The 18,775-nt window shown below is 59.5% G+C and carries 16 protein-coding genes; 8 read left to right on the top strand and 8 right to left on the bottom strand.

Annotated features, from left to right (window positions below; genetic code table 11):
- Positions 1-6 precede the first annotated feature (6 nt).
- On the top strand, positions 7-1,041 hold the full coding sequence (locus Q6A51_RS10095) for a type IV pilus twitching motility protein PilT (protein WP_201018876.1): 1,035 nt from the start codon (positions 7-9) through the stop codon (positions 1,039-1,041).
- Positions 1,042-1,075: 34 nt separating this feature from the next.
- Here Q6A51_RS10095 and Q6A51_RS10100 read toward each other — a convergent pair whose 3' ends face one another.
- A complete protein-coding gene (locus Q6A51_RS10100) occupies positions 1,076-1,768 on the bottom strand; it encodes a C40 family peptidase (protein WP_201018875.1) in 693 nt (230 codons plus the stop codon).
- 250 nt (positions 1,769-2,018) lie between these two features.
- On the opposite strand from Q6A51_RS10100, the gene Q6A51_RS10105 reads away from it, so the two are divergent.
- On the top strand, positions 2,019-2,423 hold the full coding sequence (locus Q6A51_RS10105) for an NINE protein (RefSeq protein ID WP_201003864.1): 405 nt from the start codon (positions 2,019-2,021) through the stop codon (positions 2,421-2,423).
- 60 nt (positions 2,424-2,483) lie between these two features.
- Here Q6A51_RS10105 and Q6A51_RS10110 read toward each other — a convergent pair whose 3' ends face one another.
- The 7 genes from Q6A51_RS10110 to gshB form a co-directional block, all read right to left on the bottom strand.
- On the bottom strand, positions 2,484-3,755 hold the full coding sequence (locus Q6A51_RS10110) for a dihydroorotase (RefSeq protein WP_201003863.1): 1,272 nt from the start codon (positions 3,753-3,755) through the stop codon (positions 2,484-2,486).
- Positions 3,752-4,756, bottom strand: coding sequence for an aspartate carbamoyltransferase catalytic subunit (locus Q6A51_RS10115; protein WP_201018874.1), 1,005 nt, complete (start codon positions 4,754-4,756; stop codon positions 3,752-3,754). The genes Q6A51_RS10110 and Q6A51_RS10115 overlap by 4 nt, the downstream gene beginning before the upstream one ends.
- A 12-nt stretch (positions 4,757-4,768) precedes the next feature.
- Positions 4,769-5,287: a bifunctional pyr operon transcriptional regulator/uracil phosphoribosyltransferase PyrR gene (gene pyrR / locus Q6A51_RS10120; RefSeq protein WP_304574722.1), complete on the bottom strand. Its 519-nt coding sequence runs from the start codon at positions 5,285-5,287 to the stop codon at positions 4,769-4,771.
- Positions 5,288-5,384: 97 nt separating this feature from the next.
- A complete protein-coding gene (ruvX, locus tag Q6A51_RS10125) occupies positions 5,385-5,825 on the bottom strand; it encodes a Holliday junction resolvase RuvX (RefSeq protein WP_201003860.1) in 441 nt (146 codons plus the stop codon).
- Positions 5,825-6,394: a YqgE/AlgH family protein gene (locus tag Q6A51_RS10130; protein ID WP_201003859.1), complete on the bottom strand. Its 570-nt coding sequence runs from the start codon at positions 6,392-6,394 to the stop codon at positions 5,825-5,827. The genes ruvX and Q6A51_RS10130 overlap by 1 nt, the downstream gene beginning before the upstream one ends.
- A 75-nt stretch (positions 6,395-6,469) precedes the next feature.
- Positions 6,470-7,372 carry an energy transducer TonB gene (locus Q6A51_RS10135; protein WP_201003857.1) on the bottom strand — a complete coding sequence of 301 codons (903 nt, stop codon included), beginning with the start codon at positions 7,370-7,372 and terminating at the stop codon, positions 6,470-6,472.
- A 99-nt stretch (positions 7,373-7,471) separates the two neighbouring features.
- Positions 7,472-8,425, bottom strand: coding sequence for a glutathione synthase (gene gshB, locus Q6A51_RS10140; RefSeq protein ID WP_201003855.1), 954 nt, complete (start codon positions 8,423-8,425; stop codon positions 7,472-7,474).
- A gap of 229 nt (positions 8,426-8,654) precedes the next feature.
- On the opposite strand from gshB, the gene pilG reads away from it, so the two are divergent.
- The 6 genes from pilG (at position 8,655) to Q6A51_RS10170 (ending at position 18,714) form a co-directional block, all read left to right on the top strand.
- Positions 8,655-9,065, top strand: a complete 411-nt coding sequence (pilG, locus tag Q6A51_RS10145) for a twitching motility response regulator PilG (RefSeq protein WP_025262261.1) — start codon at positions 8,655-8,657, stop codon at positions 9,063-9,065.
- Positions 9,066-9,108: 43 nt separating this feature from the next.
- Entirely contained in the window at positions 9,109-9,474 is a 366-nt protein-coding gene (pilH, locus tag Q6A51_RS10150; RefSeq protein ID WP_002551739.1) for a twitching motility response regulator PilH, read from the top strand.
- Positions 9,475-9,488: 14 nt separating this feature from the next.
- Complete coding sequence (locus tag Q6A51_RS10155; protein ID WP_201003851.1) at positions 9,489-10,028, top strand: chemotaxis protein CheW; 540 nt, start codon at positions 9,489-9,491, stop codon at positions 10,026-10,028.
- Between the two features lie 75 nt (positions 10,029-10,103).
- Positions 10,104-12,149 (top strand): methyl-accepting chemotaxis protein, encoded by a 2,046-nt coding sequence (locus tag Q6A51_RS10160; protein WP_201003849.1) that lies wholly within the window; start codon positions 10,104-10,106, stop codon positions 12,147-12,149.
- A gap of 108 nt (positions 12,150-12,257) precedes the next feature.
- Positions 12,258-18,251: an Hpt domain-containing protein gene (locus tag Q6A51_RS10165; RefSeq protein WP_304574723.1), complete on the top strand. Its 5,994-nt coding sequence runs from the start codon at positions 12,258-12,260 to the stop codon at positions 18,249-18,251.
- A complete protein-coding gene (locus tag Q6A51_RS10170; protein WP_201003845.1) occupies positions 18,244-18,714 on the top strand; it encodes a chemotaxis protein CheW in 471 nt (156 codons plus the stop codon). The genes Q6A51_RS10165 and Q6A51_RS10170 overlap by 8 nt, the downstream gene beginning before the upstream one ends.
- The last annotated feature ends 61 nt before the right edge of the window (positions 18,715-18,775 follow it).

The following is an 18,775-nucleotide window of genomic DNA, read 5'->3' on the forward strand; positions in this document are numbered from 1 at the left end:
AGCTGTATGGATATTACCGAGCTGCTGGCTTTCAGTGCCAAACAGGGCGCGTCGGACTTACACCTCTCTGCGGGCCTGCCGCCGATGATCCGTGTTGACGGCGATGTGCGGCGGATCAATCTGCCGCCGCTGGATGCCAAGGAGGTCAAGGCGCTGATCTACGACATCATGAACGACAAGCAGCGTCAGGTTTTCGAGGAGTCTCTGGAAACCGACTTTTCGTTCGAGGTGCCGGGGATTGCACGCTTTCGGGTCAACGCCTTCAACCAGAACCGTGGCCCAGGCGCGGTATTCCGGACCATTCCCTCGAAGATCCTGAGCATGGAAGATCTTGGGATGGGGGAAGTGTTTCGCAAGATTACCGATGTGCCTCGTGGCCTGATCCTGGTGACCGGACCGACCGGTTCGGGCAAGTCGACGACCCTGGCTGCAATGATCGACTACCTGAACTGCAACAAGCACCACCATATCCTGACCATCGAAGACCCCATTGAATTCGTCCACGAGTCCAAGAAGTGTCTGGTCAACCAGCGTGAAGTGCATCGCGATACGCTGGGCTTCTCCGAGGCCCTGCGCTCGGCCCTGCGTGAAGACCCTGACGTGATTCTGGTGGGTGAGCTGCGTGACCTTGAAACCATTCGCCTGGCACTGACTGCGGCTGAAACCGGTCACCTGGTATTTGGCACTTTGCACACGACTTCGGCCGCCAAGACCATCGACCGGATCGTCGACGTATTCCCCGCGCAGGAAAAGTCCATGATCCGCTCCATGCTTTCCGAATCACTGCATGCCGTGGTGTCGCAGTCATTGCTCAAGAAGGTCGGCGGCGGCCGTGTGGCGGCTCATGAAATCATGATGGGGACCCCTGCGATCCGTAACCTGATCCGCGAAGACAAGGTGGCGCAGATGTACTCGGCCATCCAGACCAGCGGCTCGGTGGGCATGCAGACGCTGGACATGTGTCTGGCTGATCTGCTGAAGAAGGGGGTGATCACCCGCGAGAGTGCGCGCGAGCGGGCCAAGGTGCCCGACAACTTCTAGGGAAGCCGGCCTGCCGGTGAGGCAGGCCTTTGCCTCATCGCTGGGCGACGTGCAGGGGCGTGGTCTGTTTAGGCAGCACGCGCTTGGCGATCTTGTAGTGACTGCTCCAGTACGGCTTTTTCAGCGTATCGACAGTCACGGCCTTGCCACGACGCGGGGCGTGGACGAAGCGGTCATTGCCCAGGTAGATGGCTACATGATTGATATTGCGGCTCTTGATGTTGAAGAACAGCAGATCACCCGGCTTCAGATCCTTGCGATCAACCTTCTGACCGTGACCTTCGGCCATGGCATTGGAGGTGCGCGGCAGATCGACTTCCTGCACATCGTTGAAGGCGTATTTCACCAGCCCGCTGCAATCCAGACCCTTGCCCGGAGTGGTTCCACCCCAGCGATAAGGCGTGCCGACTGCCTGCAAGGCCCGTTTCACGACAGCATTACCCTGCCTGGCATTGACGGTCGGCACGGCCTTGGTGGCCTTGGCTGCTTTGACGGGCCTGGCTGAATTCTTTCGAGGTGCCGGAATCTGAGTGTCGGTGGCACTTTGAAGCTTGAGAGGAATAGAGACTTCCAGAGGGATACTGCGAGGAGTGATGACTGGGGAAAAGTGGTTCTTCGCGGTATAGCCGGTGAAACTCGCAGGAAGTTGTTGCTCACGGTTGGTGGCGTGGGCGGCCAGAGGCATAAAGAGGCAAATGGTTAGCCATGTCTTGAAAAAAGGACGCATTCGGCAAGGCTCATAGTGGTCAGCGCGCAACTTTATAACAGCTTTTTGACAAAACCCGACCCCATTTGTCGACTCGATCACAGTCGCATCCTTACGTTTTATGCGACACACTCTTTCGGTTTTCCGCTCAATCCCTTTGCTGGCAAGGGGTTGGCTCATCAATCAACGCCGTGATGCCATACGTCGGAACGCTTCAATGAAGTCACAAAATTCACACATATTTTTTTCTATCGGATCGAAGAGGTAAGAAATGAACAGCTATCGTCCTGATACTCACAGCAAGCTTTTGGGGTATCTGCTGTGGATTGTCGGCTTTCTGGGTGCTCACCGTTTTTACTACGGCAAGCCGGTGACCGGCACCATCTGGTTCTTCACCTTTGGCCTGCTGGGGATTGGCTGGTTGATCGACCTGTTCCTGATCCCGTCCATGGATCGCGAGGCCGACCTGCGCTTCAATCAGGGCTCGACCGACTACAACGTGGCCTGGCTGCTGCTGACCTTCCTGGGGATTTTCGGCGTACACCGCATGTATCAGGGGAAGTGGATTACCGGGTTGATCTACCTGCTGACAGGCGGAGTGTTTCTGCTGGGCGTGCTGTATGACTTCTGGACAATGAATAACCAGATATCCATCAGGAATGCGCAACGCGGCTGAGGTTCTTCGCGGATAAATCCGCTCCTACCGTGTAGGAGCGAATTCATTCGCGAACCTGGGTCAGGCGCTATAACTGATCCGCCCATCCACCAGCGTGTAACGCACCGCTCCCGGCAGGCAATGGCCGAGGAACGGGCAGTTATCGCCTTTGGACAGCCATTTCTCGCCGGCAACCGTCGAAGCGGCCGGGTCGAACAGCACCAGATCCGCCGCCGAGCCAGCGCTCAGTTGGCCGGCTGGCAGGCGCAAGGCTGCTGCCGGGCCTGAGCTCAGGCGGGCGATCAGTGTTGGCAGGTCGAGCAAGCCATCCTCAACCAGGGTCATTGCCAGCGGCAGCAGCAGTTCGACGCTGCTGATGCCCGGCTCGGTCGCGCCAAACGGTGCCAGCTTGGCGTCGCGTTCGTGCGGTTGGTGATGGCTGGAAATGGCTTGAATCACACCCGATTTCACGGCCTCACGCAGGCCGTCGCGGTCGGCGCGGGTGCGCAGTGGCGGCTGGACGTGATAGAGGCTGGAGAAGTCGATCAGCGCTTCGTCAGTCAGAATCAGTTGATACAAGGCCACGTCGGCAGTGACCGGCAGGCCACGGGCTTGCGCCTGAGCAATCAGGGCTGCGCCGCGGGCACTGGTCAACTGGCTGAAGTGAGCGCGTACGCCGCTTTGCTCCACCAGCAGCAGGTCGCGGGCCAACGCTACGGTTTCCGCTGTTTCCGGGATACCGGCCAGGCCAAGGAAGCTGGCGGTCGGGCCTTCATGGGCCAGGCCGCCTTCAGCCAGGTCGCGATCCTGTGAGTTGAAGATGACCGTCAGGTCGAAAGTGGCTGCATATTCCAGCGCCCGGCAAAGGGTGCGGGTATTGCTGAAGCTGCTCAAGCCATTGCCGAACGCCACACAACCGGCGTCGCGCAGGGCAATCAGTTCTGCCAGTTGCTCGCCTTCCAGCCCTTTGCTCAAGGCGCCGATAGGGAAGACCTTGCTGTATCCGGCCTCGCGGGCGCGGTCCAGGATCAGTTCGGCGACCGCCGAGGTGTCGAGTACCGGCTTGGTGCGTGGCGGGCAGCACAGGCTGGTGACGCCGCCTGCCGTTGCGGCGCGTGTTTCGCTGGCGATGGTGCCTTTGCGGCTGTAACCCGGTTCGCGCAGGGAAACATTGAGGTCAACGAGGCCGGGTGCGGCGACAAGGCCGTTGGCATCGATGGTCTGGCTGGGCTCGAAGCCTGCGGGTGCAGCGCCGATGGCGAGGATCTTGCCCGCTTCAAGGTGCAGGTCCGTGACTTTATCCAGCCCGCTGAGCGGGTCGATGACGCGAGCGCCGAGAATGCTGAGCTTCACAGGGCGTTCTCCTGCTCGAATTGTCGTTGTGCGGTTTGTCCGCTCATGGCCATGGAGAGCACGGCCATGCGCACGGCGATCCCGTAGGTCACTTGATTGAGAATGACTGAGTGCGCGCCGTCGGCGACTGCCGATTCGATTTCCACGCCCCGGTTGATCGGGCCAGGGTGCATGACGATGGCATCAGGCTTGGCTCCCGCCAGACGTGCAGTGGTCAGGCCGAACAGGCGATAGAACTCGCCTTCGCTGGGCAGCAGGCCGCCAGTCATGCGCTCGCGTTGCAGGCGCAGCATGATGACCACGTCTACATCCTTCAGGCCTTCAGCCAGATCGGTATAGACCTTGACGCCGTATTGCTCGATGCCCACGGGCAACAGGGTTTTTGGTCCGATGACGCGGATGTCCGGGCAACCCAGTGCCTTGAGGGCCAGCATGTTGGAGCGTGCCACTCGCGAGTGCAGGATGTCGCCGACGATGGCTACCGACAGATTCTCGAAACTGCCCTTGTGGCGTCGGATCGTCAGCATGTCGAGCATGCCTTGGGTCGGGTGCGCGTGACGGCCGTCGCCGCCGTTGATGATCGCCACTTCCGGGCACACGTGCTCGGCAATGAAGTGCGCTGCGCCGGAGTCGGCATGACGCACGACAAACATGTCGGCAGCCATTGCTTCCAGATTGCGGAGGGTGTCGAACAGCGTCTCGCCCTTGCTGGTCGAAGAAGTCGAGACGTTGAGGGTAATGACATCGGCCGACAGCCGCTGGGCTGCAAGCTCGAAGGTGGTCCGTGTGCGGGTCGAGTTCTCGAAGAACACGTTGCAGACAGTCTTGCCACGCAACAGCGGGACTTTCTTCACCGCACGGGCGCCGACTTCAAGGAAGGAGTCAGCCGTGTCGAGGATTTCGGTGAGCAGCTCGCGGGGCAAGCCGTCCAGAGACAGAAAATGGCGCAGCTGACCCTGATGATTGAGTTGCAGCGGGCGCTTGGCGTCGAGAGGCGTCATCGCAAGGGACTCTTAAAGGGCTGAAGCGGTGGAAAGGTCTTGAAGCTCGAGCGCCAGCGGCTCGGGGCCGGTCAGCTTGACGCGCTCGTCGGGTGCCAGTGAAAGCGACGCGCCCACCACGTTAGGGCGAATCGGCAGCTCTCCGGCGTCCAGATCCAGCAGGCAGACCAGCGTTACGCTGGCCGGACGTCCGTAGTCGAACAGCTCGTTGAGGGCTGCACGAATGGTACGGCCGCTCATGAGCACATCATCGATCAGGACCAGATGCTGGCCTTCGATCTCGAAAGGCAGCTCGGATGGACGAACCTGGGGATGAAGGCCGTTCTGGCTGAAGTCATCGCGATAGAACGACACATCCAGCGTCCCGAGCGGCGAACTGTTCTCCAGGGCCTTGAGCAGTGCCTGTGCGACCCATACACCGCCTGTGCGGATGCCAATGAAACGAGGGTCGCTGATGCCACGTTTGCTCAGGTGAGTGCTCAGATCGGTGGCCATCTGACGAATCAGATCGGAGGGATTGGGCAAGCTCATGATTGCTCCTTTAAAGGCCCGAGCACAGCCCATCGGGCGCGCTGCTCAGGCGGAAACTTGAAATCCGGGTATCTCGAAGCTGTTCTGGCTTGAAAAGTCACGCATTCAGCAATTCGGGATTGGCATCGAGCCAGCCTTGCAGCAAGAGCGCGGCGGCGATGGCATCCACAGGGTTGTCGCGATAACTGCCCCGCTGACCGCCACGCGCCATGCGCTCGCCTTTGGCTTCAAAGGTGGTCAGGCGTTCATCGTGGGTGTAGACCGGGATATTGAAGCGGCCATTGAGCTTGCGCGAGAACTTTTCGGCGCGGGCGCTCATTTCGCTGGGCGTACCGTCCATATTCAGCGGCAGGCCGACCACAATGGCATCGGGTTTCCACTCTGTAATCAGGGCTTGAACCTTGTCCCAGTCCGGGACGCCGTTCTGTGCCTTGAGGGTGCAAAGCTCGCGAGCCTGGCCGGTAATGGCCTGGCCGACCGCAATACCGATCTGTTTGGTGCCGTAATCGAAACCCAGAAGCAGGCGCAATGCAGCCATCAGGCGTGACCTGCCTGAGTCGAGAGCAGATTCAGATTGACGCCCAGACGTGCTGCCGCTGCGTCGAGCCGCAACTCACTGTCGGTCTCGAACAGGATGGCAGGGTCGAAAGGACAGGTCAGCCAGGCATTGGCGGCCATTTCGGCGTCCAGTTGACCGGCGTCCCAACCGGCATAGCCCAGGGCGATCACATTCTGATCAGGCCCATAGCCGTCCGCGATGGAAAACAGTACGTCCTGCGAGGTGGACAGCGAGACGCCACCCAGCTCGACAGTCGCCTGAAAGACCTGGCCGCTTGGATGCAGGACAAACCCGCGGTCGGTCTGCACCGGGCCGCCGGAATGAATGGGAATGTGCTGGCAGCGCACAGGAGCGGGCAGCTCCGGTCGCAATTGTTCGAGCACATCGGCCAGACTCAGGCTCTGCGGGCGGTTTATCACCAGCCCCATGGCACCATTGGCGTTGTGCTCGACGATATACGTCAAGGTTTGCGCGAAGTTCTGATCATGCATGTGCGGCATGGCAATCAGGAACTGATGCTTGAGATAGCTTGGGGATACGTTTTTCATGAGCCTTAGTGTGGCGCTGCTGGGCAAGCCTGACAACTGTCAGTTATAGCAGCCTTCCAGTTTGTGAAGGAACCATCAGTTGCTCGAAAGCTTGTCGCCCCGTGCGAACTTCCAGGTGCGGATGATTTCCAGGCGATCGATGTCAGCCAGATCGCCGGTGAACGGCGAAAATGGCGCTGCAAGACGCACAATTCGTTGTGCGGCCTGATCCAGCAAAGGATGGCCTGAGGATTCCAGAATCAGCACTTCATACAACGAGCCGTCGTGATTGATAGAGACCAATAGCCGCAGGTTGCCGTAGATCTGCTGGCGGCGCGCCTCTTCCGGGTAGTTCAGGTTGCCGACCCGTTCGACTTTCTTGCGCCAGTCATCCTTGTACCAGGCGCCCTTGTCGCGCATGGTCGAGGCCGCATTGAGGCGATGGATCTTCGGTCGCTTGGCATACAGTTGCTGCTCGGCCGAGAGTTCGGCCTCAAGGCTGGCAATTTCATTGCTCAGTTGCGAACTGTCGAAGGAAGGCGCTTCCTTGGCGGCAGGTTCGGGTTTGACCTCTTCGCGTTTGGCTGTCGTGTGCTGCGGGGAAGGAGCGATGGTGGCGACAGCGGTTTTCGGTGCTTCCTGTTTTTCCACGGGCTTGTTGGCCGGTGGCGGTGTCACCTTGTTGACCTTGGTGTCCTGATAAGGCGCGATTTCCGTGGTCTTGAGCGTTTCGGCCTTGTCCAGGGTGCCGCTGCCTTGCTGGTCGTCCTGAGCCAGGAAGTCCGCCTGTTTGGGTTTTTCCTCGCTTTTGAAGGTGGCGAGAGTGATTTCCAGCGTCTGGGATATCTGCTCGGGTTTTACATAAGTGAAACCCACACCAAGAATCACCGCGGCATGGATCAGCGCGGCGATCATTATGGTGAAGCCCAGACGATCGGCTGGACGCACACCCACTGTCGACAGTTCGAGGGGGAGGTCGTTTCTGGCCATGGATGTCATTGGCGGCTCAGTGTCTCGTTCAAAATCCGTTTCATCATTATTGCTTCGCGAATGAGTTTGCTCCTGCGGCAGGAGCGAATTCATTCGCGAAATGCACTTTTACCGAGCTTGCAGTTTCTTCTCGATCACATCCATCAGCAAGCCGCCGATGTTGGTGCCGAAGGCATTGTCGATTTCTCGGATACAGGTCGGGCTGGTGACGTTGATTTCGGTAAGATGCTCGCCAATCACGTCAAGACCGACGAAGATCAGGCCTTTTTCGCGCAGGGTAGGGCCGATCTGCTCAGCAATCCAGCGGTCCTTTTCAGTCAGCGGGCGAGCTTCGCCACGACCGCCAGCGGCCAGGTTGCCGCGGGTTTCGCCTGCTGCCGGGATACGCGCCAGGCAGTAAGGCACAGGTTCGCCATCGACCATCAGGATGCGTTTGTCGCCGTCCTTGATGGCGGGCAAATAGCCCTGCGCCATGATTTGCTGGGTGCCGTGGGCGGTCAGGGTTTCCAGAATCACCGACAGGTTCGGGTCGCCTGCGCGATGGCGGAAGATCGACGCGCCGCCCATGCCGTCCAGCGGCTTGAGGATCACGTCGCCGTGCTGTGCGGCGAATTCACGAAGAATGTCCGGGCGACGGCTGACAAGCGTTGGCGGAGTGCATTGCGGGAAGAGTGTGGCGAACAGCTTTTCGTTACAGTCACGCAGGCTCTGAGGTTTGTTGACGATCAGCACGCCTGCACGCTCGGCCTGCTCCAGCAGGTAAGTGGTGTAGACGAATTCCATGTCGAATGGCGGGTCCTTGCGCATCAGGATCACGTCCAGATCATCAAGGCCGGTGTCGATTTCGTCCTGCAGTTCGAACCAGTGTGCCGGGTCGGCGAAGACCTTGAGCGGTTTCATCCGGGCGCGCGCCTGGCCAGCGTTCTGGTACAGGTCCTGTTGCTCCATGTAGAACAGCGACCAGCCACGCTCCTGTGCGGCAAGCAGCATGGCCAGCGAGCTGTCCTTTTTATAGGAGATGCGCTCAATGGGGTCCATGACAATCCCTAAGCGAACGCTCATGGGTAATATCCTCTGATCGATAACGGCCATGATGGCCTTGAAATAGGCGTCAGGGTGGCGCTCCGATTGCTTCGGGTCAAGGGGCAGCGCTTTATGGATTGAGTCTGGAGAGTGTGCTAAAAAGGCTCGGCATCCGGTCTTCTGCCCCATGGATCAGCCAAACGCTACGATCCGGCTCCAGTGCCACGCAGAACACGCAGAAAATCGCTGCGGCGACGGAAGAACACATATGGAACAGTACGCCACAGCATTGAAGGTCATGGTCATCGATGACTCGAAGACCGTTCGCCGTACCGCCGAAACGCTGCTCAAGAACGTCGGTTGTGAAGTCATCACTGCAATAGATGGCTTCGATGCCTTGGCAAAGATCGCCGATAACCATCCTCGAATCATATTCGTCGATATCATGATGCCGCGTCTGGACGGCTATCAGACCTGTGCACTGATCAAGAACAACAGGGCTTTCAAGTCGACTCCAGTCATCATGCTTTCTTCCAAGGACGGGTTGTTCGACAAGGCGAAGGGCCGGATCGTCGGTTCCGACCAGTTTTTGACCAAGCCTTTCAGCAAGGAAGAACTACTGAACGCTATCAAGGCTCACGTGCCTGGCTTCGTTGCGGTAGAACAACAAATATCGTGATGCTCGCGTCTGATCGCGGGCTCGCAACCTGATGGGGAACACCATGGCTCGAATATTGATCGTCGATGACTCGCCGACAGAAATGTACAAACTCACCGGCATGCTGGAAAAACACGGCCATGAGGTGCTGAAGGCTGAAAATGGCGCCGATGGCGTAGCGTTGGCCCGTCAGGAAAAGCCCGATGCCGTGCTGATGGATATCGTCATGCCGGGGCTCAACGGTTTTCAGGCTACGCGCCAGCTGACCAAGGATGCCGACACCAACATGATCCCGGTGATCATGATTACCACCAAGGATCAGGAAACCGACAAGGTCTGGGGCAAGCGCCAGGGCGCCAGGGATTACCTGACAAAGCCGGTGGATGAAGAAACCCTGATGAAAACCCTGAACGCGGTGCTGGCCGGCTGATAGCCGGGCTTTTCATGGTCGAGTCACGTACTGCCTTTGAACTGCTGCTCGATATCGACCAGCGGTGCCGCTCCATGGCGGCCGGCCTCCCTTTGCAGGAAACTCACCAGCAGGACTGGAGCGGTATCGGCTTTCGCATGGGGGAGCAGCGTTTTGTCGCGCCCATGGGCGAAATCGCCGAAATTCTGCATGAACCACGTTATGCGGTGTTGCCCGGCGTAAAGCCCTGGGTGGTCGGGATGGCCAATCTGCGCGGGCGTCTGTTGCCGCTCATGGACCTTTGCGGTTTCTTCGGTTACGAGCTTTCGCCAGTGCGCAAGCAGCGGCGTGTGCTGGTCGTGGAGTATCAGGAAGTGTTCGCAGGCCTGGTGGTGGATGAAGTCTTCGGGATGCAGCATTTCAGTCAATTGAGCCTGATGCCCGAAGTGTTTGGCGTGCCTGACATGGCGGTTGCACCTTTCCTTCGTGGACAATTCCTGCGTGAGCAAGCCTGGCTGGTGTTCAGCCCGTGGGCTCTGACGCAATCTGCGGATTTCATGGACGTAGCATTTTAAGTGGCAGGTCGGCCCGGCATTGCCGGGTGTGTTTTGTTTCACGAATCGCGGTTGGTCCAGGCGGGGGCCTGATTAATGAGTATGACTGGCAGGTCACTGGAAGGCGCACAAAGCCGGGCGCAGATCATTCTGTTGTTCGTGGCGCTTATCGTTTTCATCATTTTGCTGTTCGCCAACTTCACGTACCTCAATACCCAGTCGAACTACGACAAGCAGTACATCGGGCATGCCGGTGAGCTGCGCGTGTTGTCCCAGCGCATTGCCAAGAACGCCACCGAGGCCGCTGCCGGCAAAGCCCAGGCCTTCAAGCTGTTGACCGATGCCCGCAACGATTTCGACCTGCGTTGGGGTTACCTGAAGAAAGGCGACCCTGCCACAGGGCTGCCGGCTGCGCCTTCGGCTGTACGTGAGGAACTGCGAACCGTACAGAACGACTGGGAAAACCTGCGCAAGAATGCCGATGTGATCCTGGCCAGCGAACAGACGGTGCTGTCCCTGCATCAAGTAGCCGCTACCTTGTCCGAAACCATCCCGCAATTGCAGGTCGAGTACGAGAAGGTCGTAGAAATCCTGCTCAAGAGCCATGCTCCGGCCAGTCAGGTTGTCTTGGCGCAACGCCAGGCGTTGTTGGCGGAAAGAATTCTCGGCGCGGTGAATACCGTGTTGTCCGGCGATGAGACCGCCGTGCAGGCCGCCGATGCTTTCGGACGTGATGCCAGCCAGTTCGGGCGGGTGCTCAACGGTATGCTTGAAGGCAATCCAACGATGCGCATCGCCCAGGTCGAGGACCGCGATGCCCGTGCGCGCCTTGCGGAAATCTCCGAGCTTTTCGAGTTCGTTTCCGGCTCCGTCGACGAGATTCTCGAAACCTCTCCCGAGCTGTTCCAGGTGCGTGAAGCGTCCGGCAATATCTTCAACACTTCGCAGACGCTGCTGGATGAAGCATCGGTGCTGGCCAACGGTCTGGAAAACCTGGCGACTACCCGTTCGGCCAACTCCATCGGCGAGTATGTGCTCGGCTTGCTGGCATTGATGTCGATCATCCTCATCGGTCTGGTGATGGTGCGTGAAACCAATCGCCAGTTGCGTGAAACCGCCCAGAAGAACGAGCGCAACCAGACCGCGATCATGCGGCTGCTCGACGAAATCGAGAACCTGGCCGATGGCGACCTGACCGTGGCCGCTTCGGTGACCGAGGATTTCACGGGGGCGATTGCCGACTCCATCAACTATTCCATCGATCAGTTGCGCGAACTGGTGGTCACCATCAACCTCACTGCCGAGCAGGTTGCGGCAGCGGTTCAGGATACCCAGACCACGGCGATGCAACTGGCGGCAGCGTCCGAGCATCAGGCGTTGCAGATCAGTGCCGCCTCGGCAGCGATCACCGATATTGCGGTTTCCATCGATCAGGTTTCAGCCAATGCCTCGGAGTCCTCTGCGGTAGCAGAGCGCTCGGTAACCATCGCCAACAAGGGCAATGAGGTGGTGCATAACACCATCCATGGCATGGACAACATCCGCGAGCAGATTCAGGACACCTCAAAGCGCATCAAGCGCCTGGGCGAGTCATCCCAGGAAATTGGCGATATCGTCAGCCTGATCGATGACATTGCCGACCAGACCAACATTCTGGCTCTCAACGCCGCCATTCAGGCGTCCATGGCCGGTGATGCCGGGCGCGGTTTTGCGGTGGTGGCCGATGAGGTTCAGCGCCTGGCCGAACGCTCATCGTCCGCCACCAAGCAGATCGAGACGCTGGTGCGGGCCATTCAGAACGACACCAATGAAGCGGTCATCTCCATGGAGCAGACCACCAGTGAAGTGGTGCGCGGCGCCCGGCTGGCGCAAGATGCCGGTGTGGCGCTGGAAGAGATCGAGGGCGTTTCCAGAGTCCTGGCCGAACTGATCGAAAGTATCACCGATGCCGCTCGCCAGCAGGCGTCGTCTGCCGGGCAGATATCGCAGACCATGACCGTGATTCAGCAAACCACGACACAAACGACCTCGGGTACTGCCGCGACCGCAGAGAGCATTGGCAATCTGGCGAAAATGGCCAGTGAAATGCGCCGCTCGGTATCAGGTTTTACCTTGCCGCCATCCAGAAATGAACAGGCTTGATTGGTAAGAAATTGCGCTGTGTCCCTGACCCCGCGCTGTCTCGAAACCAACGGAAATTTCATTTAATTCATGATGTTGTGTTTTGTTTGATGAGAGGCAGGATGATTCATGGCTGATCGCCGCGATTATGTCGCTCTGGAATGGCTCAAGGGCGAAATAGCCGAAACACTCAGGCAGGCCCGACAGGCGTTGGACGAATTCGCCAGCGAGCCAGCGAACACGGTTGCCCTGGATGAATGCCTGAACCTTGTGCATCAGGTCCACGGCAGCCTGCAGATGATCGAATTCTATGGCGCGGCCTTGCTCGCCGAGGAAATCGAACAACTGGTTCTGGCCCTTCAACAAAATCGTGTCACGCAGCAGGCCGAGTCCATGCAGTTGCTGGATCAGGCCATGACGCAATTGCCGGCCTATCTGGAGCGCGTTCATTCCGCACGACGGGATCTGCCGCTGGTGGTCTTGCCGCTGCTCAACGACTTGCGCAGCGCCCGTGGCGAAAGTCTGCTGTCTGAAACCAGCCTGTTCGCCCCGCAACTGGTCAGCGTCCCGCCGCTCGATGCCGAGATACTGGCCCAGCGTAATACCCCGGAATTGCCTGAACTGCTGCGCAAGCTGCGTCAAACCCTGCAAACAGCACTGGTGGGGTTGATGCGTGAGCAGGATGTACAGACCCAGTTGGGTTTCATGGCCAAGGTGTTTGCCCGTCTTGAGCTGTTGTGTGAAGACGCACCCCTTGGTGCGTTGTGGCGAATCACGTCGGCTCTGGTCGAAACCATGGTCAGTGGCAACTTTACCAACAGCCCTGCGCTGCGCAGCCTGCTGAAGGACGCTGACAAGGAGCTCAAGCGCCTGCTGGAGCAGGGGATCGACGGCATCAACCAGCCCGCGCCTGAAGAGTTGCTGAAAAGCCTGCTGTTCTACATTGCCAAGTCCGACAGCCAGGCACCGAAGATGCAGGACCTCAAGGACCAATATGCGTTGGCCGAGGCTTTGCCCGGCAACGACGTGGTCAATGAAGAGCGCGCCCGCATGGCCGGGCCGGACCGCGATGCCATGCGTTCGGTGATCGTTGCTCTGTGCGAAGGGCTGGTACGGGTCAAGGAGCGGCTGGACGTCTTCGTGCGCGGCGACCGTCAGCACGTCAGCGAACTCAATCCGTTGCTGCCACCGTTGCGTCAGATTGCCGATACTTTGGCGGTGCTTGGTTTTGGTCAGCCGCGCAAGGTCATCATCGATCAGTTGTCGGTGGTTCAGGGCCTGGCTCAAGGGCAGCGTGAGCCCAGTGACGCTGCATTGATGGATGTGGCCGGTGCGTTGCTGTACGTCGAGTCGACACTGGCCGGGATGATCGGTACTGCCGAGCAGACCAGCCAGGAAGACAGCCGCCTGCCCACCACCGATCTGATGCAGATTCACCAACTGGTGATTCGCGAAGCGCGGACGGTCTTGCAGCAGGCCAAAGACGTGATTCTCGATTACATCGATGGCGAATGGGATCGCCAGCGACTTGAACCGCTGTGTGCCTTGCTGACGCAGGTGCGCGGCGCGCTGGCGATGATTCCTCTGGCCAGGGCGGCCAGCCTGCTGGCAGCTTGCAATGAATACATCGTCGAGCAATTGCTGGTGGACGAAACCCGGCCCACCTGGACTCAGCTCGATTGCCTGGCCGATACCCTGACGGGCGTTGAGTATTACCTGGAGCGCATGGGTGAGGATCACGAGGCGCCGGGTAACCAGATTCTGGATCTGGCCCAGCAAAGCCTCGCCCGGCTGGGTTATTCGCCTGCACCGGATACGCTGGACGTGCCGCTGCTCGATGAAGTCATTACGCAGGAAGAACTGCTGGAGCTGGATGATCGGCAAGTGCTCGTCAGCCCGACGCAGACCATCGCTCAGGTCCTCGCCAGCCCGGTTTCCGCCGTCAACCCGCCAGCCCGCAACATGCCCGCCAGCCTGTTGCCGCCGCCTGCGGATGAGGAGGCCGTGGACGAAGAACTGCGCGAGGTCTTTCTTGAAGAAACCGAGGAAGTGCTGGATGCGCTGCGTGAATACCTGCCTCGATGGTTTGCTTCGCTTGGCAATCCGGGTAACGACGATAGCCCTGCATTGACCGAAGTGCGCCGGGCTTTCCATACCTTGAAGGGTAGCGGGCGGATGGTTCGCGCCCTGGTGCTGAGCGAACTGGCCTGGTCGGTGGAAAACCTGCTCAACCGGGTGCTGGAAGGCGATGTCATACCGGGCCTGGAAGTGCAGCAGTTGCTGACGCAAGTGCTTGCCTTGCTGCCCTCGGTCATCAGCGATTTTGCAGGTGATGCACAGCGTCAGCGCAACGATGTCGACATTCTGGCTGCCCGCGCTCATGCACTGTCCAACGGCCTTGAAACGCCACAGGTCAGGAAAACGGCCGGTCAGGGCGCAGAAGAGCTCGACCCGCAATTGCTGGAAATTTTCCGCCAGGAAGCGTACGGGCACCTCGGTGCGCTCAATCGCTTCCTCGACCATGCAGCGCAAAGTGCTTCGCCTTCGATCAGCGATGCCTTGTTACGCTCGCTGCATACTCTCAAAGGCAGTGCGCACATGGCCGGCGTCTTGCCGATTGCCGAACTGGCGAGCCCGCTGGATCAACTGGTCCGTGAGTACAAGGCCAACCTGATCGCCATCGGCGCGCCCGAACTCAAGTTGCTGCGCAATGCCGAGCCCTTGTTGCGCAAGGGGCTTGAGCAATTGGAGAGCAAACCGCTGGCCGAGATTCCGGGCGCGGCCAAGTTGATCGAGGCGGCCCATACGCTGCTCAATGAGCGGTTGACGATTGCATTGCGTGAGTCGGACAGCGGCTTGCGAATCAAACACAACCCCAAGCTGATCGCCACTTTCCTGGCCGAAGGCATGGACATCGTTCTGGATGCCGAGAACCTGTTGCAGCGTTGGCGTGAGCACCCCGGAGAACGGCAGGAGCTGAGTGCGCTCCTCGATGAGTTGACTACGCTTGGCCATGGCGCCCATCTGGCGGACCTGCCTCAGGTCGATGAGCTGTGCGAGGCCTTGCTTGATCTTTATGGCGCGGTGGAAGAAAGCAGTCTTGCGGTCAGCGAGCGATTCTTCAGTGAGGCCGAAAATGCCCACGAAGCCTTGATCAACATGCTGGATCAGGTGGCGGCCGGGCAGGATGTCGACCCTCGCCCCGAATGCATCCGCGCCTTGCACGAACTGCTCGACGAGGCGCTGGACCCTTCCGCCATGGGGCTTATCAAGAGCGACGGGGCGCGGGCACCCAGCATCACAGAGTTCAATGCAGCCACTGCACAGTTGGCGAACGAACCCCCGAGTGCCGAACCGCCGGGCCTGGACGATGAAATCGTCGAAATCTTCCTTGAAGAAGCCGTCGATATCCTCGATAGCGCCGGGCATGCCTTGACGCGCTGGCTGGATGATCCGGAAAGCTCCCTGCCATTGCCTTCATTGCAGCGCGATCTGCACACCCTCAAGGGCGGTGCCCGGATGGCCGATATTGTGCCGGTTGCGGCGCTGGGCCATGAGCTGGAAGTCTTGTATGAAGGCCTGATTGACCGTCGTTACAGTTATTCGCCGGAACTGGCCGGGCTGCTGCGCGCCAGCCACAATCATCTGGCCCGCATGCTGGAGCAACTGCAAAACCATCACCGGCTGACAGATCCTGCGCCACTGATCGAAGCCATTGTCAGCTTTCGCCAGGGGACTTTTGTCACCGCAGGCAGCGATGCCGGTATGGCCTCCGGGCCGCTCGAACCGCAGGCTGAGGATGCCGCGGAGCGCGACCCGGAGTTGCTGGAGATATTCCTCGAAGAAGGTTTCGACCTCAGCGAAAGTTCGGGCGCAGCTCTGGCGCGTTGGCAGGCTGATCCGCAGAACCTGCTGGAAGTTGAAAACCTGCTGCGTGACCTGCACACCCTCAAAGGTGGTGCGCGTATGGTCGAAATCGCCCCGATCGGCGATCTGGCCCATGAGCTTGAATCGCTCTATGAAGGCCTTTCCAGAGGAGAGATGCAGCCGAGCCCGTTGATGTTGAGCCTGCTGCAAAGCGGCCATGACGTTCTGGTCGACATGCTCGACGCGGTACGGGCGGACAAGCCTTTGCCCAGCGCCGCCTTGCTGATCGAGAACATCCAGAAGCTGGCCAGCCTCGACCCTGTCGTTCACACCCCGATCATTGAGGCGCCTGAGCCTGCGCCCATGGTTGCGCCTCCTTCTGTGCCGGGCAATGCCGAACCGGAGGGCGAGCGCAGTGGCCCGGAAATGGTCAAGGTTGCGGCCGAACAGCTGGAGACGCTGGTCAATCTGGCGGGTGAAACCTCTATTTTTCGTGGCCGTATAGAGCAGCAGATCATTGATACGCAAGTCACGCTGGTGGAGATGGAAACCACCATCGAGCGTATGCGTGATCAGTTGCGGCGCCTGGATATGGAGACTCAGGGCCGTATCCTCAGTCGCAATCAGGTACAAGCCGAGCGCCTGGGCTATGAGGAATTCGACCCGCTGGAAATGGACCGGCATTCGCAGCTTCAGCAACTGTCGCGAGCCTTGTTCGAGTCCGCTTCCGACCTGCTGGACCTCAAGGAAACCCTGGGCAGCCGCGCCCGTGATGCGAAAACGCTGTTGCAGCAGCAGGCCAAGGTCAACACGGATTTGCAGGAAGGCCTTATGCGAACCCGCATGGTGCCTTTCGATAGGCTTGTACCCCGTTTGCGCCGAGTGGTGCGTCAGGTTGCTTCGCAGTTGCACAAGAACGTCGTGTTCGACGTGGGCAATGCCGACGGTGAAATGGACCGTACGATCCTGGAGCGTATGGTCGCGCCGCTTGAGCACATGCTGCGCAATGCGGTGGATCATGGTCTGGAAAGCACCGAAAGGCGTCTTGCCGCAGGCAAGCCGGAGCAGGGCCATATCCAACTGAACCTGATGCATGAAGGCGGGGATATCGTCATCGAGCTGAGCGATGACGGTTCCGGTGTGGATATTGCGGCCGTGCGGCGCAAGGCAATCAAGCGCGGCATGATTCAGGAGGATGCGCAGCTATCCGATGACGAGGTCTTGCCCTTTATCCTCCAGGCCGGGTTTTCCACCACCGAGATCATCACCCAGATTTCCGGGCGCGGTGTCGGGATGGATGTCGTGCATGCCGAGGTCAAGCAACTGGGCGGTTCGATTGTCATCGACTCGGTGCCGGGGCAAGGCACACGTTTCCGGATTCGCCTGCCTTACTCGGTTTCGGTGAACCGTGCCCTGATGGTGCAGTGTGGCGAGGAGCAGTATGCGGTGCCGCTCAATACCATCGACGGCATCGTGCAGGTCATGCCCAACGATCTGGAAACCTGTTACCAGAGCAGCCCGCCGCGCTATCACTATGGCGGGCGCAGTTATGAACTGCGTTATCTGGGTGAGTTGCTCAATGGCGGCCAGCCCAGGTTTGCCGGCCAGTTGCAGCCATTGCCGGTGCTGCTGGTGCATTTGCAGGAGCAATGGCTGGCTGTGCAGGTCGATGCGCTGGCGGGTTCCCGGGAAATCGTGGTCAAGAGCCTGGGCCCGCAATTTGCCAGGGTGCAGGGAATATCCGGGGCGACGATTCTGGGCGATGGCCGGGTGATTTTCATTCTTGACCTGCTGGCACAGATCCGCGCCCTGCAAAGCCGTTCGCAGACGCAGCAGGCCCAAGGGCTGACAGCGCCGGCCTTCAGTGAAATCGAGCACACCCGGCCTCTGCTGGTCATGGTGGTCGATGATTCGGTGACCGTACGTAAAGTCACCAGCCGTCTGCTGGAACGCCACGGCATGCGTGTGCTGACCGCCAAGGACGGAATCGACGCCATGAGCCTGCTGCAGGAGCACACACCGGATGTCATGTTGCTGGATATCGAGATGCCGCGCATGGACGGCTTTGAAGTCGCCAGCCAGATTCGCCACGACGAACAGCTCAAGGACCTGCCTATCATCATGATCACTTCCCGCTCTGGCCAGAAACACCGCGACCGGGCCATGGCCATCGGCGTCAACGATTACCTGAGCAAGCCGTATCAGGAGTCGGTTCTGCTGGAGAGCATTGCCCACTGGAGTCAGGTTGATGTCTGAAAGAGCGTTTCAAACCAACCGCCTCACCATGCTGACAGGGCTGGTCCTGCCGTTGAGCGACCGCTCCTTGCTGTTGCCCAATGTCGCGGTCGCGGAGTTGATCGATTACCAGGACTGCACGGCCGAACCTGACACGCCCGAGTGGTATCTGGGGCCGATCAGCTGGCGCGAACTGAAATTGCCTTTGATCAGTTTTGAAGCCGCCTGCGGCGGTCGTCCCCGCGTAGGAGGGCGGGCGCGTATCGTCGTCCTCAACGCCTTGGGCGGGCGCCACGACGTCAGGTTCATCGCCTTGCTGACCCAGGGTATCCCGCGCTCATTCAAGGTCGACAGCCAGTTGAGCTACGTGGATGTGCCTCTGGCCGAACTGGAGCTGGCTGCTGTCCAGGCCGGAGAAAGCGTGGCCCGCATTCCGGACCTTGTGGCGCTTGAGCAGTGGGTGGTGGATGCAGGGCTGGTCTGAGGCGATTCAGTAGGAGCGGATTTATCCGCGAGACGTCATTGGAGACGATAGATTCTCTTCG

The sequence above is a fragment of the Pseudomonas serbiensis genome, assembly GCF_030580745.1.
GTDB classification, from domain to species: Bacteria; Pseudomonadota; Gammaproteobacteria; order Pseudomonadales; family Pseudomonadaceae; genus Aquipseudomonas; species Aquipseudomonas serbiensis.

What these genes read in the sequence shown, in the direction of transcription:
- Q6A51_RS10095 (WP_201018876.1), top strand. Translation starts at nt 7, where the DNA reads ATGGATATTACCGAGCTGCTGGCTTTCAGTGCCAAACAGGGCGCGTCG.
- Q6A51_RS10100 (WP_201018875.1), bottom strand. Translation starts at nt 1,768, where the DNA reads ATGCGTCCTTTTTTCAAGACATGGCTAACCATTTGCCTCTTTATGCCT.
- Q6A51_RS10105 (WP_201003864.1), top strand. Translation starts at nt 2,019, where the DNA reads ATGAACAGCTATCGTCCTGATACTCACAGCAAGCTTTTGGGGTATCTG.
- Q6A51_RS10115 (WP_201018874.1), bottom strand. Translation starts at nt 4,756, where the DNA reads ATGACGCCTCTCGACGCCAAGCGCCCGCTGCAACTCAATCATCAGGGT.
- pyrR (WP_304574722.1), bottom strand. Translation starts at nt 5,287, where the DNA reads ATGAGCTTGCCCAATCCCTCCGATCTGATTCGTCAGATGGCCACCGAT.
- ruvX (WP_201003860.1), bottom strand. Translation starts at nt 5,825, where the DNA reads ATGGCTGCATTGCGCCTGCTTCTGGGTTTCGATTACGGCACCAAACAG.
- Q6A51_RS10130 (WP_201003859.1), bottom strand. Translation starts at nt 6,394, where the DNA reads ATGAAAAACGTATCCCCAAGCTATCTCAAGCATCAGTTCCTGATTGCC.
- Q6A51_RS10135 (WP_201003857.1), bottom strand. Translation starts at nt 7,372, where the DNA reads ATGACATCCATGGCCAGAAACGACCTCCCCCTCGAACTGTCGACAGTG.
- gshB (WP_201003855.1), bottom strand. Translation starts at nt 8,425, where the DNA reads ATGAGCGTTCGCTTAGGGATTGTCATGGACCCCATTGAGCGCATCTCC.
- pilG (WP_025262261.1), top strand. Translation starts at nt 8,655, where the DNA reads ATGGAACAGTACGCCACAGCATTGAAGGTCATGGTCATCGATGACTCG.
- pilH (WP_002551739.1), top strand. Translation starts at nt 9,109, where the DNA reads ATGGCTCGAATATTGATCGTCGATGACTCGCCGACAGAAATGTACAAA.
- Q6A51_RS10155 (WP_201003851.1), top strand. Translation starts at nt 9,489, where the DNA reads ATGGTCGAGTCACGTACTGCCTTTGAACTGCTGCTCGATATCGACCAG.
- Q6A51_RS10160 (WP_201003849.1), top strand. Translation starts at nt 10,104, where the DNA reads ATGAGTATGACTGGCAGGTCACTGGAAGGCGCACAAAGCCGGGCGCAG.
- Q6A51_RS10165 (WP_304574723.1), top strand. Translation starts at nt 12,258, where the DNA reads ATGGCTGATCGCCGCGATTATGTCGCTCTGGAATGGCTCAAGGGCGAA.
- Q6A51_RS10170 (WP_201003845.1), top strand. Translation starts at nt 18,244, where the DNA reads ATGTCTGAAAGAGCGTTTCAAACCAACCGCCTCACCATGCTGACAGGG.